At 61.5% G+C, this 16,855-nt stretch carries 14 protein-coding genes; 6 read left to right on the forward strand and 8 right to left on the reverse strand.

The features are described 5' to 3' along the window. The first annotated feature begins 214 nt into the window (after nt 1–214). From LBW87_RS12880 to groL, 3 genes are all read left to right on the forward strand, one after another. On the forward strand, nt 215–658 hold the full coding sequence (locus LBW87_RS12880) for a helix-turn-helix domain-containing protein (RefSeq protein ID WP_413927645.1): 444 nt from the start codon (nt 215–217) through the stop codon (nt 656–658). A 227-nt stretch (nt 659–885) separates the two neighbouring features. Continuing rightward, nucleotides 886–1,176: a co-chaperone GroES gene (groES, locus tag LBW87_RS12885; protein WP_225201884.1), complete on the forward strand. Its 291-nt coding sequence runs from the start codon at nt 886–888 to the stop codon at nt 1,174–1,176. Nucleotides 1,177–1,246: 70 nt separating this feature from the next. Further along, complete coding sequence (gene groL / locus LBW87_RS12890) at nt 1,247–2,896, forward strand: chaperonin GroEL (protein ID WP_225201885.1); 1,650 nt, start codon at nt 1,247–1,249, stop codon at nt 2,894–2,896. 113 nt (nt 2,897–3,009) lie between these two features. Here groL and LBW87_RS12895 read toward each other — a convergent pair whose 3' ends face one another. The 4 genes from LBW87_RS12895 to pcaB all read right to left on the reverse strand — a co-directional run bounded on the left by LBW87_RS12895 (nt 3,010) and on the right by pcaB (nt 8,816). After that, nucleotides 3,010–4,416, reverse strand: coding sequence for a class II fumarate hydratase (locus LBW87_RS12895; RefSeq protein ID WP_225201886.1), 1,407 nt, complete (start codon nt 4,414–4,416; stop codon nt 3,010–3,012). Beyond that, nucleotides 4,413–6,008 (reverse strand): methyl-accepting chemotaxis protein, encoded by a 1,596-nt coding sequence (locus LBW87_RS12900; protein WP_225201887.1) that lies wholly within the window; start codon nt 6,006–6,008, stop codon nt 4,413–4,415. Before LBW87_RS12900 ends, LBW87_RS12895 begins: the two co-directional genes overlap by 4 nt. An 83-nt stretch (nt 6,009–6,091) precedes the next feature. Next, entirely contained in the window at nt 6,092–7,420 is a 1,329-nt protein-coding gene (locus tag LBW87_RS12905) for a cation:dicarboxylate symporter family transporter (protein ID WP_225201888.1), read from the reverse strand. Between the two features lie 19 nt (nt 7,421–7,439). Then, on the reverse strand, nt 7,440–8,816 hold the full coding sequence (pcaB, locus tag LBW87_RS12910; RefSeq protein ID WP_225201889.1) for a 3-carboxy-cis,cis-muconate cycloisomerase: 1,377 nt from the start codon (nt 8,814–8,816) through the stop codon (nt 7,440–7,442). 172 nt (nt 8,817–8,988) lie between these two features. Between pcaB and LBW87_RS12915 the strand changes: the two genes are divergently transcribed. Next, nucleotides 8,989–9,726 (forward strand): GntR family transcriptional regulator, encoded by a 738-nt coding sequence (locus LBW87_RS12915; RefSeq protein WP_225202266.1) that lies wholly within the window; start codon nt 8,989–8,991, stop codon nt 9,724–9,726. Nucleotides 9,727–9,730: 4 nt separating this feature from the next. Here the strand turns inward: LBW87_RS12915 and LBW87_RS12920 are convergent, their stop codons facing one another. Genes LBW87_RS12920 through LBW87_RS12930 form a run of 3 tightly spaced genes read right to left on the reverse strand, consistent with a single transcriptional unit; the run spans nt 9,731 to nt 13,568 of the window. Further along, nucleotides 9,731–10,414 carry a Fe2+-dependent dioxygenase gene (locus tag LBW87_RS12920; RefSeq protein ID WP_225201890.1) on the reverse strand — a complete coding sequence of 228 codons (684 nt, stop codon included), beginning with the start codon at nt 10,412–10,414 and terminating at the stop codon, nt 9,731–9,733. Then, entirely contained in the window at nt 10,411–11,175 is a 765-nt protein-coding gene (locus LBW87_RS12925; RefSeq protein WP_225201891.1) for a tetratricopeptide repeat protein, read from the reverse strand. The genes LBW87_RS12920 and LBW87_RS12925 overlap by 4 nt, the downstream gene beginning before the upstream one ends. Continuing rightward, complete coding sequence (locus tag LBW87_RS12930; protein WP_225201892.1) at nt 11,175–13,568, reverse strand: TonB-dependent receptor; 2,394 nt, start codon at nt 13,566–13,568, stop codon at nt 11,175–11,177. The genes LBW87_RS12925 and LBW87_RS12930 overlap by 1 nt, the downstream gene beginning before the upstream one ends. A gap of 245 nt (nt 13,569–13,813) precedes the next feature. Between LBW87_RS12930 and LBW87_RS12935 the strand changes: the two genes are divergently transcribed. Both LBW87_RS12935 and LBW87_RS12940 read left to right on the forward strand, forming a co-directional pair. After that, nucleotides 13,814–14,536, forward strand: coding sequence for a response regulator (locus LBW87_RS12935; RefSeq protein ID WP_225201893.1), 723 nt, complete (start codon nt 13,814–13,816; stop codon nt 14,534–14,536). Further along, nucleotides 14,533–15,954: an ATP-binding protein gene (locus LBW87_RS12940; RefSeq protein WP_225201894.1), complete on the forward strand. Its 1,422-nt coding sequence runs from the start codon at nt 14,533–14,535 to the stop codon at nt 15,952–15,954. Before LBW87_RS12935 ends, LBW87_RS12940 begins: the two co-directional genes overlap by 4 nt. 315 nt (nt 15,955–16,269) lie before the next feature. Here LBW87_RS12940 and LBW87_RS12945 read toward each other — a convergent pair whose 3' ends face one another. After that, nucleotides 16,270–16,659 carry a DUF4148 domain-containing protein gene (locus tag LBW87_RS12945; protein ID WP_225201895.1) on the reverse strand — a complete coding sequence of 130 codons (390 nt, stop codon included), beginning with the start codon at nt 16,657–16,659 and terminating at the stop codon, nt 16,270–16,272. Nucleotides 16,660–16,855: the final 196 nt, after the last annotated feature.

Below are 16,855 nucleotides of genomic sequence, written 5' to 3' on the forward strand. Positions count from 1 at the left end.
TTTACAACGAGCGGCGCATGCACTCTGCATTGGGCTATCAATCACCTAACCATTTCGAAGCACAACTCACTCGGCAAGCGGCTTAGTTTCTCGACCAACTTTGGTCCAGCCCGAGGGGTTCACTCCATTATGGGCCTAAATTGCATCCAATGTTGACCCATGTTTAGAACACAATCCTGCTCAATATAGCGAGTAGGAGAATGGAGTGATAGACGTGGCACTACTTGGAATTATTCGACGCTGGTACATCAGAGACCGCGTCTCGATCAGAGAAATAGCCAGACGGCTTGATATCTCTCGAAATACCGTTCGACGCTACATTCGATCCGAAGCGATTGAACCTTCCTATGCCGCCAGGCAGAAATTGAGCTCACTCGATGAGTACGCACCGAGGCTGAATACCTGGCTAGCCACCGAAGCGGTCAAATCCAGAAAGCAGCGAAGAACGCTTAAGCAGATGTTCCTGGATCTGAGAGATCTGGGATATGAAGGATCCTATGACCGAGTGGCGGCCTTCGGACGTCAGTGGAAGGTGGGTCAACTTGAGAGGGTCAAATCTGCGAGCAAATCAACAGGGCAGACCGACCATGCCGTCTGGCTTAGCGCTCAAACGTTACCTTTTGGAAACACGAATTTCAACAGAAAAGTTCAGAGTTAAATGAATAAAGTTCAGACTTAGCTGAATTCCGACAGCAAACCCATCAACATCCGTCTTGAAAATTCCCCAACCCGTCCCTATACTTAGCACTCGTCGCAGGAGAGTGCTAACAGCCCTTCTCGGCCTATTTCCCTTTTTCATGCGGTGAGTTCTGCTGCATTTGGAAGAAAACCCATTGCAGCCATCGCCGCAATTATTGCCAACTTATTGATTTTTAAGGAGTTCTCATGAATCTTCGCCCTTTGCACGATCGCGTAATCGTCAAGCGCCTCGACCAGGAAACCAAGACTGCTTCCGGTATCGTTCTGCCTGATGCAGCGACCGAAAAGCCGGACCAGGGCGAAATCCTGGCCGTCGGCAATGGCAAGATCCTGGAAGATGGCAAGGTCCGCCAACTGGCCGTCAAGGTCGGTGACCGTGTTCTGTTCGGCAAGTATTCCGGCCAGGCCGTGAAGATCGATGGCCAGGAACTGCTGGTCATGCGCGAAGAAGACCTGTTCGCTGTCGTCGAGAAGTAATTTCGCGTCGCAGCCGCCGTCGGCTGCTGCACGGTAAAACGAATTCAACCGAATTTCTGGAGAATCCAACATGGCATCAAAGCAAGTTATTTTCGGCGATGAAGCACGCGCCAAGATCGTCAACGGCGTCAACATCCTGGCGAACGCAGTCAAGGTCACCCTGGGCCCCAAGGGTCGTAACGTGGTTCTGGAGCGCAGCTTCGGCGCCCCGACCGTGACCAAGGACGGTGTGTCCGTGGCCAAGGAAATCGAACTGAAGGACAAGCTGGAAAACATGGGCGCGCAGCTGGTCAAGGAAGTCGCTTCCAAGACCTCCGACAACGCCGGTGACGGTACCACCACCGCAACCGTGCTGGCCCAGGCTATCGTTCGCGAAGGCTTCAAGTACGTCGCAGCAGGTTTCAACCCGACCGACCTGAAGCGCGGCATCGACAAGGCAGTGACCGCCATCGTGGCTGAAGTCAAGAACCTGTCCAAGCCAACCACCACCAACAAGGAAATCGCCCAGGTCGGTTCGATCTCGGCTAACTCCGACCAGGACATCGGCGACATCATCGCCAAGGCCATGGACAAGGTCGGCAAGGAAGGCGTCATCACCGTCGAAGACGGCAAGTCGCTGGAAAACGAACTGGAAATCGTGGAAGGCATGCAGTTCGACCGCGGCTACCTGTCGCCGTACTTCATCAACAACCAAGAGAAGCAAGTCGTCGCCCTGGACAACCCGTTCATCCTGCTGTTCGACAAGAAGGTTTCGAACATCCGTGACCTGCTGCCGATCCTGGAACAAGTGGCCAAGGCTGGCCGCCCACTGCTGATCATCGCTGAAGATGTCGAAGGCGAAGCCCTGGCAACTCTGGTGGTCAACAACATCCGTGGCATCCTGAAGACCGCTGCCGTCAAGGCGCCTGGCTTCGGCGACCGTCGCAAGGCCATGCTGGAAGACATCGCTATCCTGACCGGTGGCCAAGTCATCGCCGAAGAAGTCGGCCTGACCCTGGAAAAGGCTACCCTGGCTGAACTGGGCCAAGCCAAGCGCGTTGAAATCGGCAAGGAAAACACCACCATCATCGACGGCGCCGGCGAAGCTATCGGCATCGAAGCACGCGTCAAGCAAATCCGCGCGCAAATCGAAGAAGCCACTTCGGACTACGACCGTGAAAAGCTGCAAGAACGCGTCGCCAAGCTGGCCGGCGGTGTTGCACTGATCAAGGTTGGCGCTGCCACCGAAGTCGAAATGAAGGAAAAGAAGGCTCGCGTCGAAGATGCACTGCACGCTACCCGCGCAGCTGTTGAAGAAGGCGTCGTTCCTGGCGGCGGCGTGGCCCTGCTGCGTGCACGTGCCAACGTCAAGAACCTGAAGGGTGACACTCCTGACCAGGAAGCCGGCATCAAGATCGTTCTGCGCGCTATCGAAGAACCACTGCGTCAGATCGTGTTCAACGCTGGCGACGAACCTTCGGTCGTCATCAACAAGGTGCTGGAAGGCACTGGCAACTTCGGTTACAACGCGTCCAACGGCACCTACGGTGACCTGGTTGAACTGGGCGTGCTGGACCCAGCCAAGGTGACCCGTTCGGCTCTGCAGAACGCTGCCTCCGTGGCTGCCCTGATCCTGACTACCGACGCCCTGGTGGCCGAAGTGGCAGACGACAAGCCAGCCGGTATGCCAGGCGGCATGGGTGGTATGGGCGGCATGGGTGGCATGGACGGCATGATGTAATAGCCGTCGGCCCCACGACCGTTACCCGTAACGGTCGATGACCGCAAAAAAATCCCTCGCATCGGCAACGGTGCGAGGGATTTTTATTTACGCCAGAAGAAAGACGCTCGATATTACTCGGTACCGCCCGCCGACATGCCCGCCAGCCTGGCCGCATCGACGACACGGTCATAGGTCTGGGCATCCACCAGGCCCAGCGACAACGCTGCCGCGCGCGGCGTAATACCTTGTTCCAGCGCGGTACGCGTGATCTGCGCCACCTTGTCGTAACCGATGATGGGATTCAGCGCCGTGACCTGCAGCAGGGCGTTCTCGACATTGGAAGCCAGTCGCTCACGATCCGCTTCCAGCCCGTCGACCAGCCGCCGGGCAAATACGCGTGAGGCATCCGCCAGCAACCGGATCGATTGCAACAGGTTATTGATCAACACCGGCTTGGCCACATTCAACTCGAAATTGCCGGATGCATTGGCGATGCTGATCGTGGCGTGATTGCCCATGACCTGCATGCACGCCTGGGCCAGGACCTCGGCAATGGTCGGATTGCGCTTGCCCGGCATGATCGAACTGGTCAAGCCGTCATCGGGAATCTTCAGCTCGCCCAGGCCGCAGCGCGGTCCCGATCCCAGCCAGCGCACATCGTTGGCGATCTTGATCAAGGCAGTGGCCAGCACGTTAAGTGCGCCAGAGGCTTCCACCAGGGCGTCATGCGAGCCCATCCCCTCGAACTTGGACGGATTGGGAAAGAACAGCCGGCCGGTAAGCTCCCTGATCTCTGCACAGAAAAACTGATCGAACTGCGCCGGCGCATTCAATCCTGTGCCGGCAGCCGTGCCGCCCTGGGGCAATGCCAGCAGGCGCGGCATGCTGGCATCGATGCGCTCGATTGCATGGCCGACCTGGCGCGCGAACGCGTCGAAGCCCTGGCCCATTGTCATCGGCACTGCATCCATCAAGTGGGTGCGGGCGATTTTGAGCACATCGGCAAAGGCGGTGGCGCGCTGTTGAAGGCTGTCACGCAATAACAGCAGTGCCGGCTTGAGGCGCTCCTCCAGTTCAGTCACGGTGACCAGATGCATCACCGTCGGGAAGCTGTCGTTGGAGGATTGCGAGGCGTTGACGTGATCGTTGGGGTGCACCGGCGCCTTGGTGCCGAGCGCCTGGCCCAATAACTGGTTGGCCCGGTTGGCGATCACCTCGTTGGCATTCATGTTGGTCTGCGTACCGGAACCTGTCTGCCACACCGTCAGCGGAAAGTGCGTATCGAAGCCGCCATCGCGCAGCTCACCGGCGGCCACGATAATGGCATCGGCCAGTACCGGGTCAAGCGTGCCGCAACGCACATTGGCACGGGCGGCGGCAATCTTCTGCAGCCCGAATGCATGGATCAGGCACGCCGGAAAACGCTCTTCGCCCACTTCAAAGATCGCCAGTGCCCGCTGCGTCTGCGCGCCCCAATAACGGTCGGCGGCAATCTCGACCGGCCCGAAGGCGTCATGCTCGATGCGCGAAGCACTCATGACCGCTCCTGTGAAATCTGGCGCCGTGCCGGTGCTTCCTGCGTATCGCCGTCATAGCGAAACCGGGATACCGCGCCTTGCAGCGTCTGCGCCTGATCCTGCAGCGACATGGCTGCCGCCGCTGCCTCTTCCACCAGCGCAGCGTTCTGCTGGGTAACGCCGTCCATCTGCATCACGGCTTTGCTGATCTGATCGATACCATCCTTCTGCTCGTCGGATGCCAGTGAGATATCACGGATGATGTCGCCGACCTTGCGCACGGCGTCGCTGACCTCCTGCATGGTACGGCCGGCCTGGGCCACCAGATCGACCCCGCTGTCCACCTTGTCGGTCGACTGGTCGATCAGTTGCTTGATCTCCCTGGCGGCGACCGCCGAACGTTGCGCCAGTCCGCGCACTTCGCTGGCGACCACGGCAAACCCGCGGCCCTGCTCGCCGGCGCGGGCGGCCTCGACGGCCGCGTTCAGGGCCAGGATATTGGTCTGGAAGGCGATGCCATCGATCACGCCGATGATGGCCGACATCTGGCTTGAGCTGCTCTGTATATCGCGCATGGTGTGCACCACGCGGTCGGTCACCTCGGCGCCGCGCGTGGCGATGGAGCGCGCGTCGACGGCGATAGCGTTGGCCTGGCGGGCGCTCTCCGAATTCTGCCGTACGGTGCCAGTCAATTCTTCCATGCTTGCGGCGGTCTCTTCGAGCGACGCGGCCTGGTCTTCAGTGCGGTGCGACAGGTCGGCATTGCCCGATGCAATCTGCTGGGTCGCCGTTGCCATCGAATCGGCCGCATTGCGCACGGCGCTGACCGTTGTGCGCAAGCTGTCGCGCATGCTCTTGAGACCGGACATCAGCCGCCCCATCTCATCCCGGGATTCGATGGCGATGTCACGGCCCAGGTCGCCATCGGCGATGGCCGAGAAATGCGCAAGGGCCCGATCCAGCGGACGGGCAATCGCGCGTTGCAGGCTCCAGCCACAGGCAATACCGACGATGATGCCCAGCACGATCATGCCGATCGAGAGCGCACCCATCGCTTCAAGCCGGGCGCTGAAACCCTCGTAGTTTGACTGCGCATGGCGTTGCAGGTACTGGTCGAGTTGCGCACCGCTCTTGGTAAAGGCCAGGGACAGCGGCGGCGCAATCTTCATGGTGATGTTGTCCGCCGACGCCGCATCGTTGTTGAGCAGGCTGGCCAGGGTGGGCTCGATCGCCTGCGCGATGAAGATGCCGCGCTTGCTCGCGACCTCTTTTGCGATCGCTTCTTCTTCGGCCGACTTGGGCAGTTCCAGATAACGACGCCAGGCGTTGTCGGAGACCTTCAGGTAGTCACGGGTCTTGTCGACCAGCGCCTTGGTGTCGCCCGCTTCGGGATGCAACAGCGCCCGGTCGATGGCGATGCGTGCGATGGCCAGGTTGTACTTGGATTCCCCCACCGCCAACGCAGAAGCCAATTGGACCGAATAGGTTTCGCGCAACGCCGTTTCGCCCGCGCGATTGGAGAGTTGGCCTATCACGCCGACTGCGATCAGCAGCAATACCAACACCAGGATAGCGCCGCTGATGCGCGCCTTTATCGAGATTTTTCTTAACATGTCGCCCTCGTTGTAAATCCGCCCTGCCGGTCGAACGCTGATCGACGGACAGGGCGGTTTGTCTCTTTCTGAATACCGGATGGTTACCGGTGAGCGCTGGCGCTGACGTTGTTAAGTGCTTCGTCCTCGGCCATCACCTGTGGAAAGCGCTCGGGGTAGAGATGTTGCTCTGCCTTGGCGGCATCGAACGTTCCCGACCATTTGGCCACGACCACGGTCGCCACGCTGTTGCCGATCGTGTTGCAGGTGGCAATGGCCATCGACATGAATCGATACACGCCGAAGATCACGGCCAGGCCTTCGATCGGCAGGATGCCGGTCGACGTGACGGTAGCGGCGAACACCACGAAGGAGCCACCCGACACCGTGGCCGCGCCCTTGGACGTCAACAGCATGAGCAGCAGGATGCCGATCTGGTGGTCCAGGGTGATCGGCACGCCATAGGCGTGCGCAATGAACATCACGCCCATGGCCATGAAGATCGAGGTGCCGTCGAGATTGAAGGCGTAGCCGGTCGGCAGCACCAAGCCCACGGTCTGCTTGGCGCAGCCCAGTCGCTCCAGCTTGATCAACAGGCGTGGCAAGGCACTTTCGGAAGAAGCCGTACCCAGCACGATGAAGATCTCTTCCTTGATGAAACGCAGGAAACGCCACAGGCTGAAACCGGCGAACCTGGCGATGGTGCCCAGCACTACCGCCAGGAACAAGATCACGACGCCGTAGAAACCAAGCACCAGCTGCGCCAACGCGACCAGCACAGCGGTGCCGTTGCTGCCCACCGAATACGCCACCGCGCCGAAGGTGCCGATCGGCGCAAGTTTCATGACCAGGTTGATGAACGAGAACAGGACATCCGAAATGTAGTCCAGGCCGACATTGATCTTTTCACGGCGGGTCTCATGGATCGACAGGATGCCGATGCCGACCATCACCGCCAGCACCACCACCTGCAGCAATTCGCCCTTGGCAAATGCGCCGACAAAATTGTCCGGCACGATATGCATCATGAACGACAGGAAGCTCTGGGTTTCGGCCTTGGCTGCCGCCGGTGGCACCACGCCCGTGGTGACGTGGGCCATGTTGCTGCCCAGTTCAAGCAAGTTGCCGGCCAGCAGGCCGACCACCAGGGCGATGGTCGACACCACCTCGAAGTAGACGATGGCGCGCCAGCCGACGCGACCGGCGCTCTTGATGTCGCCGGCCGAGGCAATGCCGTGCACGATGGTCAGGAACACCAGCGGCGCCACGCCTGCCTTGATGAGCGACAGGAACATATCGCCCAGCAGCTTGAGCTGCATCGAGAACTTGGGGAAGATGAAGCCGACCGCGATACCGAGCACCAGGGACACCAGCACTTGCATGCCGAGCCTGCGATACCAGGGCGTTTTTTTGAGTGTTGTAGTAGTAGTCATCATGTCTCCTCGCTGCCGCTCAGGCGTTGATCTGGCCGGATAACCGGACCGCCTGATCAACCATCTGCGGCGCCAGGCCCAGGTAGTTCTCGGGATCGGTCAGACGGTCGATGGTGGCGCGATCGAAGTGTTCGGTCACCGCTGGCATGGCCGCCAGGGCATCGGCCAGCGAGCCGCCATTTTCATTGGCGGCGCGGCAGGCGTCGTACACGATGTCGTGCGCCTGCTGGCGCCCGATGAATGGCGCCATGCCCATCATCACGGCCTCGGCGACGATGAGGCCGCGGCTGATGCCCAGGTTGACCTTCATGCGATCGGTATCGACGATCAGGCCGCCCAAGGCAAACTTGGCCTGGTGCAGCGCGCCGGCGGTGAGGATGAAGCTTTCGGGAATGGCGATCCATTCGGCATGCCACGGGCCGGTGGCGCGCTCGAAGTCCTGCACCATTGCGTCGACCATCAGGCCGGCATGCTGGCGGACCGCCTTGGAGGCGGCCAGCATCAGCTCGCTGGAAATCGGATTGCGCTTTTGCGGCATGGTGCTGCTGGCGCCGCGGCCCTTGACGAAGGGCTCATAGACTTCACCGAATTCGGTCGATGCCATGATCATGATGTCGAGCGCGATCTTGCCCAGCGAGCCGGTCACCAGCGCCAGCAGGTTGATGGCTTCGGCAAAGCCGTCGCGCGCCACGTGCCAGGTCGTGGCCGGCACACCCAGGCCGAGTTCTTCGGCCAATGCGCGCTGCACCTCGAAACCCTTGTCGCCCAACGACGCCAGGGTGCCCGCCGCACCAGCGAATTCGACCACCGCCACGCGCGGACGCAGCTCGGCCAGACGTTGCTGATGACGATCGAACATCGCCAGCCAGATCGCTACCTTGTAGCCGAAGGTGACCGGCAAGGCCTGCTGCAGATGGGTGCGTCCGGCCATTGGCGTGTCGCGGTGCTTGACTGCCAGCTCCGCCAGGATCTTGCGCAGTGCGCGTACGTCCTCGGCGACCACGTCCAGGGCGTCGCGCACTTGCAGCGACACGGCGGTGTCCATGATGTCCTGGGTAGTGGCGCCCCAGTGCACGTAACGACCGGCTTCGCCGCACATGGCCACCAGTTGATGCACCAGCGGCAGGATCGGGTAGCCGACGATGTCGGTCTCGTGGCGCATGTGTTCAAAATCGATGCGCTCGATGGTCGACTCTTTTGCAATGACCGCCGCGGCCTCGGCCGGAATGACCCCGACCTTCGCCTCAGCCTTCGCCAGCGCAACTTCGACGTCGATATAGCGCTGGATCAATGCGTGGTCCGAGAACAACGTACGCATCGCCGCCGTGCCGAAGGCGTCACGAAACAGAATGGAGTCGACAACCGTGCTGGCTGTCGCGATGGCAGAGATCGACATAGAAGGCCTGTATATGAATGACGTGTCTGAATGGCGCGCGCAGGACGCGCCAGGTAATTTGCCCCGTCCGTGGTTTTTATTATGTCCGGACATATCAAATATATTATGTCCGGACATATAAGGCAATACGTTTTTGGCCTGCCGCGCCAGAGTTCTACGTCATAATTGCCGTATGAACTCTTTACCAACAAAGTCCAATTTCGTTGAGATCGCGCAGCATCTGACCGAAGGCATCACTTCAGGACGCTTTCCCGTTGGCAGCCTGTTGCCGACCGAAATGGAGTTGTGCGATTACTACACCACCAGTCGTCACACGGTGCGAGCGGCATTGCATGAACTGCAACAATTAGGTTTGGTGTCACGCAAAAGGAATGTGGGCACGCGGGTCGAATCGGTCCGCCCCACCAACGAATTCCGCCCTTCGCTGGCGTCGCTGGATGATCTGATCCAATTCGGCAGCACCCACGTCCGCAAGCTGCAGGAGGTGGGAAGCCAGAAGGCCCGTGGCGATCTGGCAGATGACTTGCGCTGCAAGACCGGGACCAGCTGGATACGTATTTCCAGCCTGCGCATGGATGGCGCAAACGACCGCTTGCCGGTCGGATGGACCGATGTCTACATCAAGCCCGAATATGCGGAAATCGCAGAGATCGTGCGCAGTTCGCCCGGCGTCTTGATCAGCACCTTGATCGAAGCACGCTACGGACGACGGATCGAGCAGGTGGAGCAGCAGATCCGCGCGGTGACCATCGACGAATCGATGGCACGCGCATTGCAGGTGGCCGCGGGCACGACTGCGCTGAAGATCATCCGCTGGTATTCGGACGCGGCCGGCGAGGTGTTCGAAGTCTCGATCTCGATCCATCCGGCAGATCGATTTGCCGTTTCGGTATTGCTGAAACGGTCGTGATCGCCTAGCTGTCGCCCCACATCCGCAGCAGGTTGTGATAGGTCCCGGTCAAGCCGGTGATGGCAGCATCGTCGGCTGCCAGGCGGCCGCGCAACGACATCAGCTGGCAATCCATGTCGAACAGGATGCGACGCTGCTCCAGGCTGCGCACCATGCTTTCGATCCAGAAGAAGCTGGCCAGCCGCACGCCGGCATGCACCGGCTCGACGCGATGCACATGGCTGCCGGGGTACAGCAGCATGTCGCCGGCCGGCAGCCGAACGCGTCGCTCATCGCCATGCTCGAGCAGCACCAGATCACCTCCCTCGTATTCATCCGGGCCAGACAGGAACAAGGTGCACGACAGGTCGGTGCGAACCCGCGTGCCGTCGGGCTGGTAACGCATGGCGACGTCGACGTGATCCCCCAGGTGGTCGCCACCGGCGTCATAACGATTGAACAGGGGCGTGACCATGCGCCGCGGCAATGCCGCCGAAAAGAATAACTGGTTGCGCTGCAACGCCGCGCGCACCAGCGCCTGCAAGGGCGCAGCCGCAGGCGACTGCTCGGGCAACTGGCGATTGCGCTTGAGCCAAGCGGGCTGGTTGCCGGAAGTCACACGCCCATCCACCCAGTCGCCCTGCGCCAGCCATTGCCGTGCCTGCGCCAGTTCGGACGCGTCGAGCACCTGCTTCAGATGCAGCATCATGCGCGTTCCCCACTCAAGAAAATGGCTTCGCCGGCCAGTGCCTTGACGGCCGCATGCGAAGAATTCAACAACCACCCGCGCAGGTTATGCATGAAGGCCGGCGTCGCTGTCGCCGGGATTAGCCGCAACCAGATCAACGCCTGCGCCATCGCACCGCGCTCGAGCAACATGCGCGCATAGTTGAACTGCCCGCGAAAATCGCCGCCGCGTGCGGCGCATCCGTATAACGCGAATGCCCGCTCGAGGTCGGCCTCGCCCTCCCAGCCTTCTTCATGGAAGCGGCCCAGCACATTGATCGACTTGGCATGCCCGGCCTCGGCCGCCTGTCGATACCAGGCCAGCGCCGCCGGCCGGTCGACGGCAGTCCCCTGCCCGCTCATGAGCAGGTTGGCCAGGTTGTACATACCCCAGTCGAGTCCACGCAAGGCAGCCAGCCGATACCAGTAAGTCGCCATCTGGGCATCCACCACGCGCCCCCATCCATGCTCGCAGCAGCGCCCCATCAGGTTGATCGCATCCAGGTCGTCGGATTGCGCCGCCAGCGCCAGCCAGTGCAATGCTTCGCCCGGCTGACGCGTGGTGCCTTCACCAAACAGCAGACGCTGGCCGAGGATCGCCTGCGCGCGCGGCACGCCCTGCCGGGCCGCTGCCCGCAACCAGACCAATGCGTCCGGTGTGCGGGCGGCGACGATGGCAGCCAGGCGCTCGGGATCGACCTCGCGCAACTGGCGCACGCTCACGCGCTGCTCTGCCTGCCGCATCAGAAGCTGAGGTCAACGCTGGCCGTGACGGTGCGTCCGGCCCCCGGCACGCCATACAGCTGGAAGCCGTCCAGCGAAGAACCGATGCGCGACCAGTACATCTTGTTGAACAGGTTATCGACGTTCAGGTTGAGCGCCACCTGGCGGTTCAGGCGCCAGCGCGCGGCGATGCTGTGCACCCAGTAGGCCGGCGCCTTCTCATCGTCCTGCACATAGACCGGCCGGTTGCCGGAGGCGCCCGACACCGTGCTGCTGTTATTGGACAGGCCGCCGACGTACTTGTTGTCGGAGTAACGGCGACGTCCGACGTATTGCGCGCCATAGCTGAAGTACAGGCCGGGCTGCGCCTCGTAGGAGGTCCACAGGTTGAGCGTCCAGTCGGGGACGTTCTTGGCTTCGCTGCCGATATTGGCACCCTTGGTCTGGCGACTCTTGAGCCGCGACAGGCCGCCGTACACCGACCAGCGATCGGTGACATTGCCCTGCACGCCGAGCTCGGCGCCGGTGACCCGCTTGGCCGGCAGCGCACGCACCGGCGAGGTTTCGTCATCGCCGTATTCCCACGAGTCGCTCACCTCGGTGCGGAAGATGGCGCCGGTCAACGCCAGCCGCTTGGCGAGCACATCCCACTTGCCGCCGATTTCGGTGGTCTTGGCGATGGCCGGTGAATAAGTCGAGGCCGCCGCCGAACCGTAGATGGCGTTGTTGGTGGTCACGCCCAGCGCCGACGGTTGCGCCGCCCGCGCATAGGACACATACGCGCTGGCGTTATCGACCGGTTTGTAGACCAGCCCCACGCGACCGCTCAAGGCGCCCGCGCTGCTGCTGGTGGTGACCGTGCCACGGGTCGAGGTCTCGGCTTTCCAGCGGTCGTAACGTAATGCCGTGAGCCACTGCCAGTGCGGCGAGAACTTCATCGTGTCGGCCACGTAGAGGCCGGCGTTGGTGACGCGCGACTGCACGCCGGCGCTGCCCTTGACGGTATCGGCCGAGGCAAACGAGGTGCTCGGGTTGGTCAGGTCGAACCACAAGTTGCCGACCGGCGCTCGCACCGAGCGCTCCAGGTCGCCATAGGTTTCGCGGTAGATATCGAGGCCGGTCGACAGTTCGTGGCGGATGAAGCCGGTATCGAACTTCAATGACAAGTCGGTCTGGTTGTCGAGGATGCTATAGCGCTTGGAGTTGCCATAGTCGCTGCCGCGCAGCACGGCGTAGCGGTTGGCGGTGTTAGTGAAATCGGTGTACGACAGCACGCCCGAGGCCGAGGTCAGGCCGCCAGCGCCGGCATAGCCCAGCGATGTCCCCAGCGTGGTGCCGCCAGCGGTGGCACCGTTGAAGCGCGCCGGCGACAGCACCGACAGGTTATCGGTGCGTTCCCAGCGGGTCTGGTTGCGAATTTTCACGTCATCGCTGAAGTCATGCTCGATGCGGGCGGTGAGCGCATCGGTCTTGCTCTGCTGTGTATAAGTATCGGAGCCATACCAGGCGTTGCGCGACACATACGGCATGACGGCGCCGTTGGTGCCACGCTGGATCGGCAAGCCGGTATCGGGAATATTGTCGTCGTCCTGGTGGAACAGGTCGAAGAACACCCGCGTGCGGGTGCCCAGGCCGAGACCGAGCGAAGCGGCGATTCCCTGACGGTCGTACTTCACCACGTCGCGTTCGGAGACATGATTCTGCTGCTTCATCAGGTTCAGCCGCAGCGCACTGGTCGGGCTCAGCATGTGATTGAGGTCAGCGGTAAAACGCGTGTAGTTGGCCGTGCCCAGCCCGAAAGAACTGTTATAGAAGTTATCCAGCTTGGCTTCCTTGCTGACCAGGTTGACCGAGCCGCCCACGGCCGACACGCCGGATTCGATCGAGCCGGTGCCCTTGAAGACCTCGACCTGCTCCAGGTTGAAGGTATCGCTGCGGCTGGACATGCCGGCGTCGCGCACGCCGTCCACCGTCAGGCTCTGCTCGGACGAAAAGCCGCGAATGGTAAACATGTCGCCCCAGCCCAGGTTGCCCTCGCCCGAGGTGAAGGTGATGCCAGGGACATTTTTCAGGATGTCCTGCAGCGTCTGCGCATTCTGCTGGGTCAATACTTCCTTGGGCACCACGGTGATGCTCTGCGGGATATCCAGCAGCGGCTGTGTGAATTTGGGCGAACTGACCGCTTCCGGCTTGTACTCCGGAGCTTCGCGCGGCGCGCTGATCACCACCTCCTTGAGCGAAGCATTGTCTTGCGGCGCGGCGGCGGGCTCGGTCGCTGTCGCCGCGTGGGCCACGCCCAGCGAACCCAATGCCAGTCCGACCGTGGCCGAGAAGCGGCCGTAGGCGCCGAACAGGCGATCGAGCTCGTCAGAACCGCCGGCTTGCGGATCTGTTATTGAATGACGGTGTTTCATGTAACTGGCTTCCCCGATACGAAAGAGGCCCTTCCCGCACCAGCCGGAACGGGAACAGGTCTCAAGTTATAATGATTCTCATTTGTGAATAAATATATATCGGGCAACACGCGCCAATGTGTTGAAAACCGGAGCAAATGTAATGAAATGTATTGAGCGATCTTTACATTTCCTGGCATTACAAAAATGCCCCCGCCTGCGGGAGAGAGGCCGGGAAAATGGCACGCATGCAAGAACTCAATCTCATGGGCAAACAAGATCACGTGCTGATCGTCGACGACGATCCGGACATCCGCCAACTACTGTCCGAATACCTGCAGGACGCCAACTATCGTCCTTTCACCGCCACCGGCGGACAGGACATGTGGCGCATACTCGGCAGCGAGCATATCGACATCATCATCCTCGACCTGATGATGCCGGGCGAGGATGGGCTCGAGTTATGCCGCGAACTGCGCAAGCGGCGCAATACGCCGCTGATCATGCTGACCGCGCGCGGCACCTTGATCGACCGCATCGTCGGGCTCGAAGTGGGCGCTGACGATTACCTGCCCAAGCCGTTCGACCCGCGCGAGCTGCTGGCCCGCATGAAGGTCATCGTGCGCCGCGCCCGCAGCTTTCCCGAGAAACATGAAGCCGACCAGGTGTCGCACATCAGCTTTGCCGGCTGGCAGCTCGATACCCAGGCACGCCAGGCGAAGTCGCCCGAGGGCGTGACCATTACCCTGGGCGGGTCGGACTATCAGGTATTGCGCACGCTGCTGGACCATCCCGGCCGCGCCTTGTCACGCGACTTCCTGCTCAATACGGTCTATGGCAAGGAAGCCATGCCCTTCGATCGTTCGATCGATGTCTGCATCAGCCGCCTGCGCCAGCAACTGCTCGATAATCCGCGCGCACCGGCCCTGATCCGGACCGTGCGCAATACCGGCTACATGCTCATGGCCGAGGTCAGTTACCACACATGAACGCCAGGTTTCTTGTGCCAGGCCGCTGGCGCCTGTGGCCGCAGTCGCTGTCGCGCCGGCTGGCGCTGATCCTGGTCGGCGGCATGCTGGCCGCGCAGATGCTGACCGGCACCATCTGGTACGACATGCGTTACGGAAAAACCATGGAGATGCCGACCCGGCTGGCCGCCGCGCGCCTGGCCGACGCCGTGGCGCTGCTCGATGCCGTCGCGCCCGCGCAGCGCCCGGCCCTGCTGCAGTCGTTGAGTCGCGATGACTTCACGCTACGCCTGCAAGCGCCACCGGCGGCGCATGCCATGCTGCCCTCGCAACCGGTATTGGCGCGCGCCGATGCGCAGGTCGCGACGCTGTTTGGCGAAGTCTTGCTGGCCCGTGCCGGACCACGCGAATGGCGCATGCTGCAGATTGACCTGGATGACCGCGAGGGACGGCAGGATGCCTGGCTCACGCTACTCAATGACGAATATCCGCACGGGCATTTCAAGACGATGGTATCGCTTGCGGACGGCTACGTGCTGCAGGCCGAGATTGCCGAAGGCCAGGCCGGGATGAGCACTGCGCCCCAGAGCGCCGCGTTCGATTACCTGTTGCGCATCTATGTGTTGCGCATCGCGCTGGTGGTGCTGATTGCCTGGATGGCGGTGCGGCTGGCATTGAAACCGCTCAACGCGCTGGCCCATGCCGCCGAAAAGTTGGGCCGCAATATCCACAGCCCGCCACTGGCCACCGACGGCCCGCTGGAAGTGCGCACCGCCGCGCAAGCGTTCAATGCCATGCAACGCCGCATCATCGACAACATCGCCGAGCGCACGCGTTTTCTGGCATCGGTGTCGCATGACCTGCGCTCGCCGATCACGCGCCTGAAACTGCGCACCGAGATGATCGACGACGAGACCCGCCGCGACAAGTTTCGCCGCGACCTCGACGAAATGGACGCCATGATCTCGGCCACCCTCAATGTGGTGCAGGACATCGACGTGCAGGAACACCGCCAGTTGATCGATCTCGACAGCCTGCTGGAAAGCCTGCGCAGCGACCAGGCCGAGGTCGGCCGGGAAGTCAGCATTGCCGGCCACGCAGCGCCCTTGCAAGGCTACCCGCGCAGCCTGCGACGCTGCCTGCAGAACATCGTCGAAAACGCCGTGCGATACGGTCATCGCGCCCGCATCGAACTGCGCGACCATGCCGATCGGGTGAAGCTGACCATCGACGATGATGGCCCGGGAATACCGGACGACATGCTGGAGAGGGTGCTGGAGCCGTTCTACCGCCTGGAACGCTCACGCAATGCCGACACCGGCGGCTTCGGCCTGGGGCTATCGATTGCAGCCACCGTGGTGCAGGCGCACCGTGGCGAGATCGTGCTTGCCAACCGCGATGGCGGCGGCTTGCGGGTGCAGATCGTTATTCCGCGTTGAGCAAGCCATCGAGATGAACCTGCCCATGACCGCGCGAGTGCATCGCCCCACAGTTCAATACAAGGGGGGAATGGACGGGGCAATAGCTGCCGGATCGGGGGCAACGCGCAAAAAAAGGCCGATGCGTCTTGCACATCGGCCCGAACCGCAGAAGGGCATGGCAGCGCCATCCCGCTGCGGGAGACAAGTCCTGAGCCGTGGGCCTCTCTCACATGAACACCCGGCCCATCCGCGCCATACCTGCCGGCGCGAACGCTCAAGACTTGCCCCGAAGGGTCAATCGATTCTTTAACTCTGCTGATACTTCAAGACGGATCAGTAACCGCGATACAGGCCTTGCGGGTCGGGATTCTTTTCGTACTGCACCAGTTCTGCCTGCACCTGGGCACGGCTCTTGGTCGATGTGAATTCGGGCGAGTACGGATAGTAGGCGTCACCGACGTTGACTTCGCCGCGCGCTTGCGCCTGCTTGAGCTCTTCCACTACCTGGGCGCGGGTCTTGGTCGAGACGAACGGCGCCAGCTTGGGATAGTCGTAGTCGCCGCTGCTGATGAGGCCGGCGGCGCGCGCCTGCTTGAGTTCTTCGATGACCTGGGTGCGGGTCTTGCCCTGGGCCTGGGTCGATTGGGCTGAGACGTTCTGGGCCAGCACCAGGCTGCTGGTGGCGGCGAGGGCTAAGGCGATGATGACTTGACGGGATTTCATGATGTGCTTTCTGCAAGATACGAGGTGATGCAAATTTGGTCTTCTCATGGCGCTCCGCTGATTTGCAATGACGGCGTGGAGCGCTGGTGGCACCGGGCTTGTTGGCTTTCTTCCGGACCGCAGACGAACTTTAATCTTTTCGTATATCGAGAAAAACAGCACTTTCGTAAAGTTATAATTTCCAATAACGGAACAA

Source organism: Herbaspirillum sp. alder98, from assembly GCF_020179755.1.
Classification (GTDB): domain Bacteria; phylum Pseudomonadota; class Gammaproteobacteria; order Burkholderiales; family Burkholderiaceae_D; genus Herbaspirillum.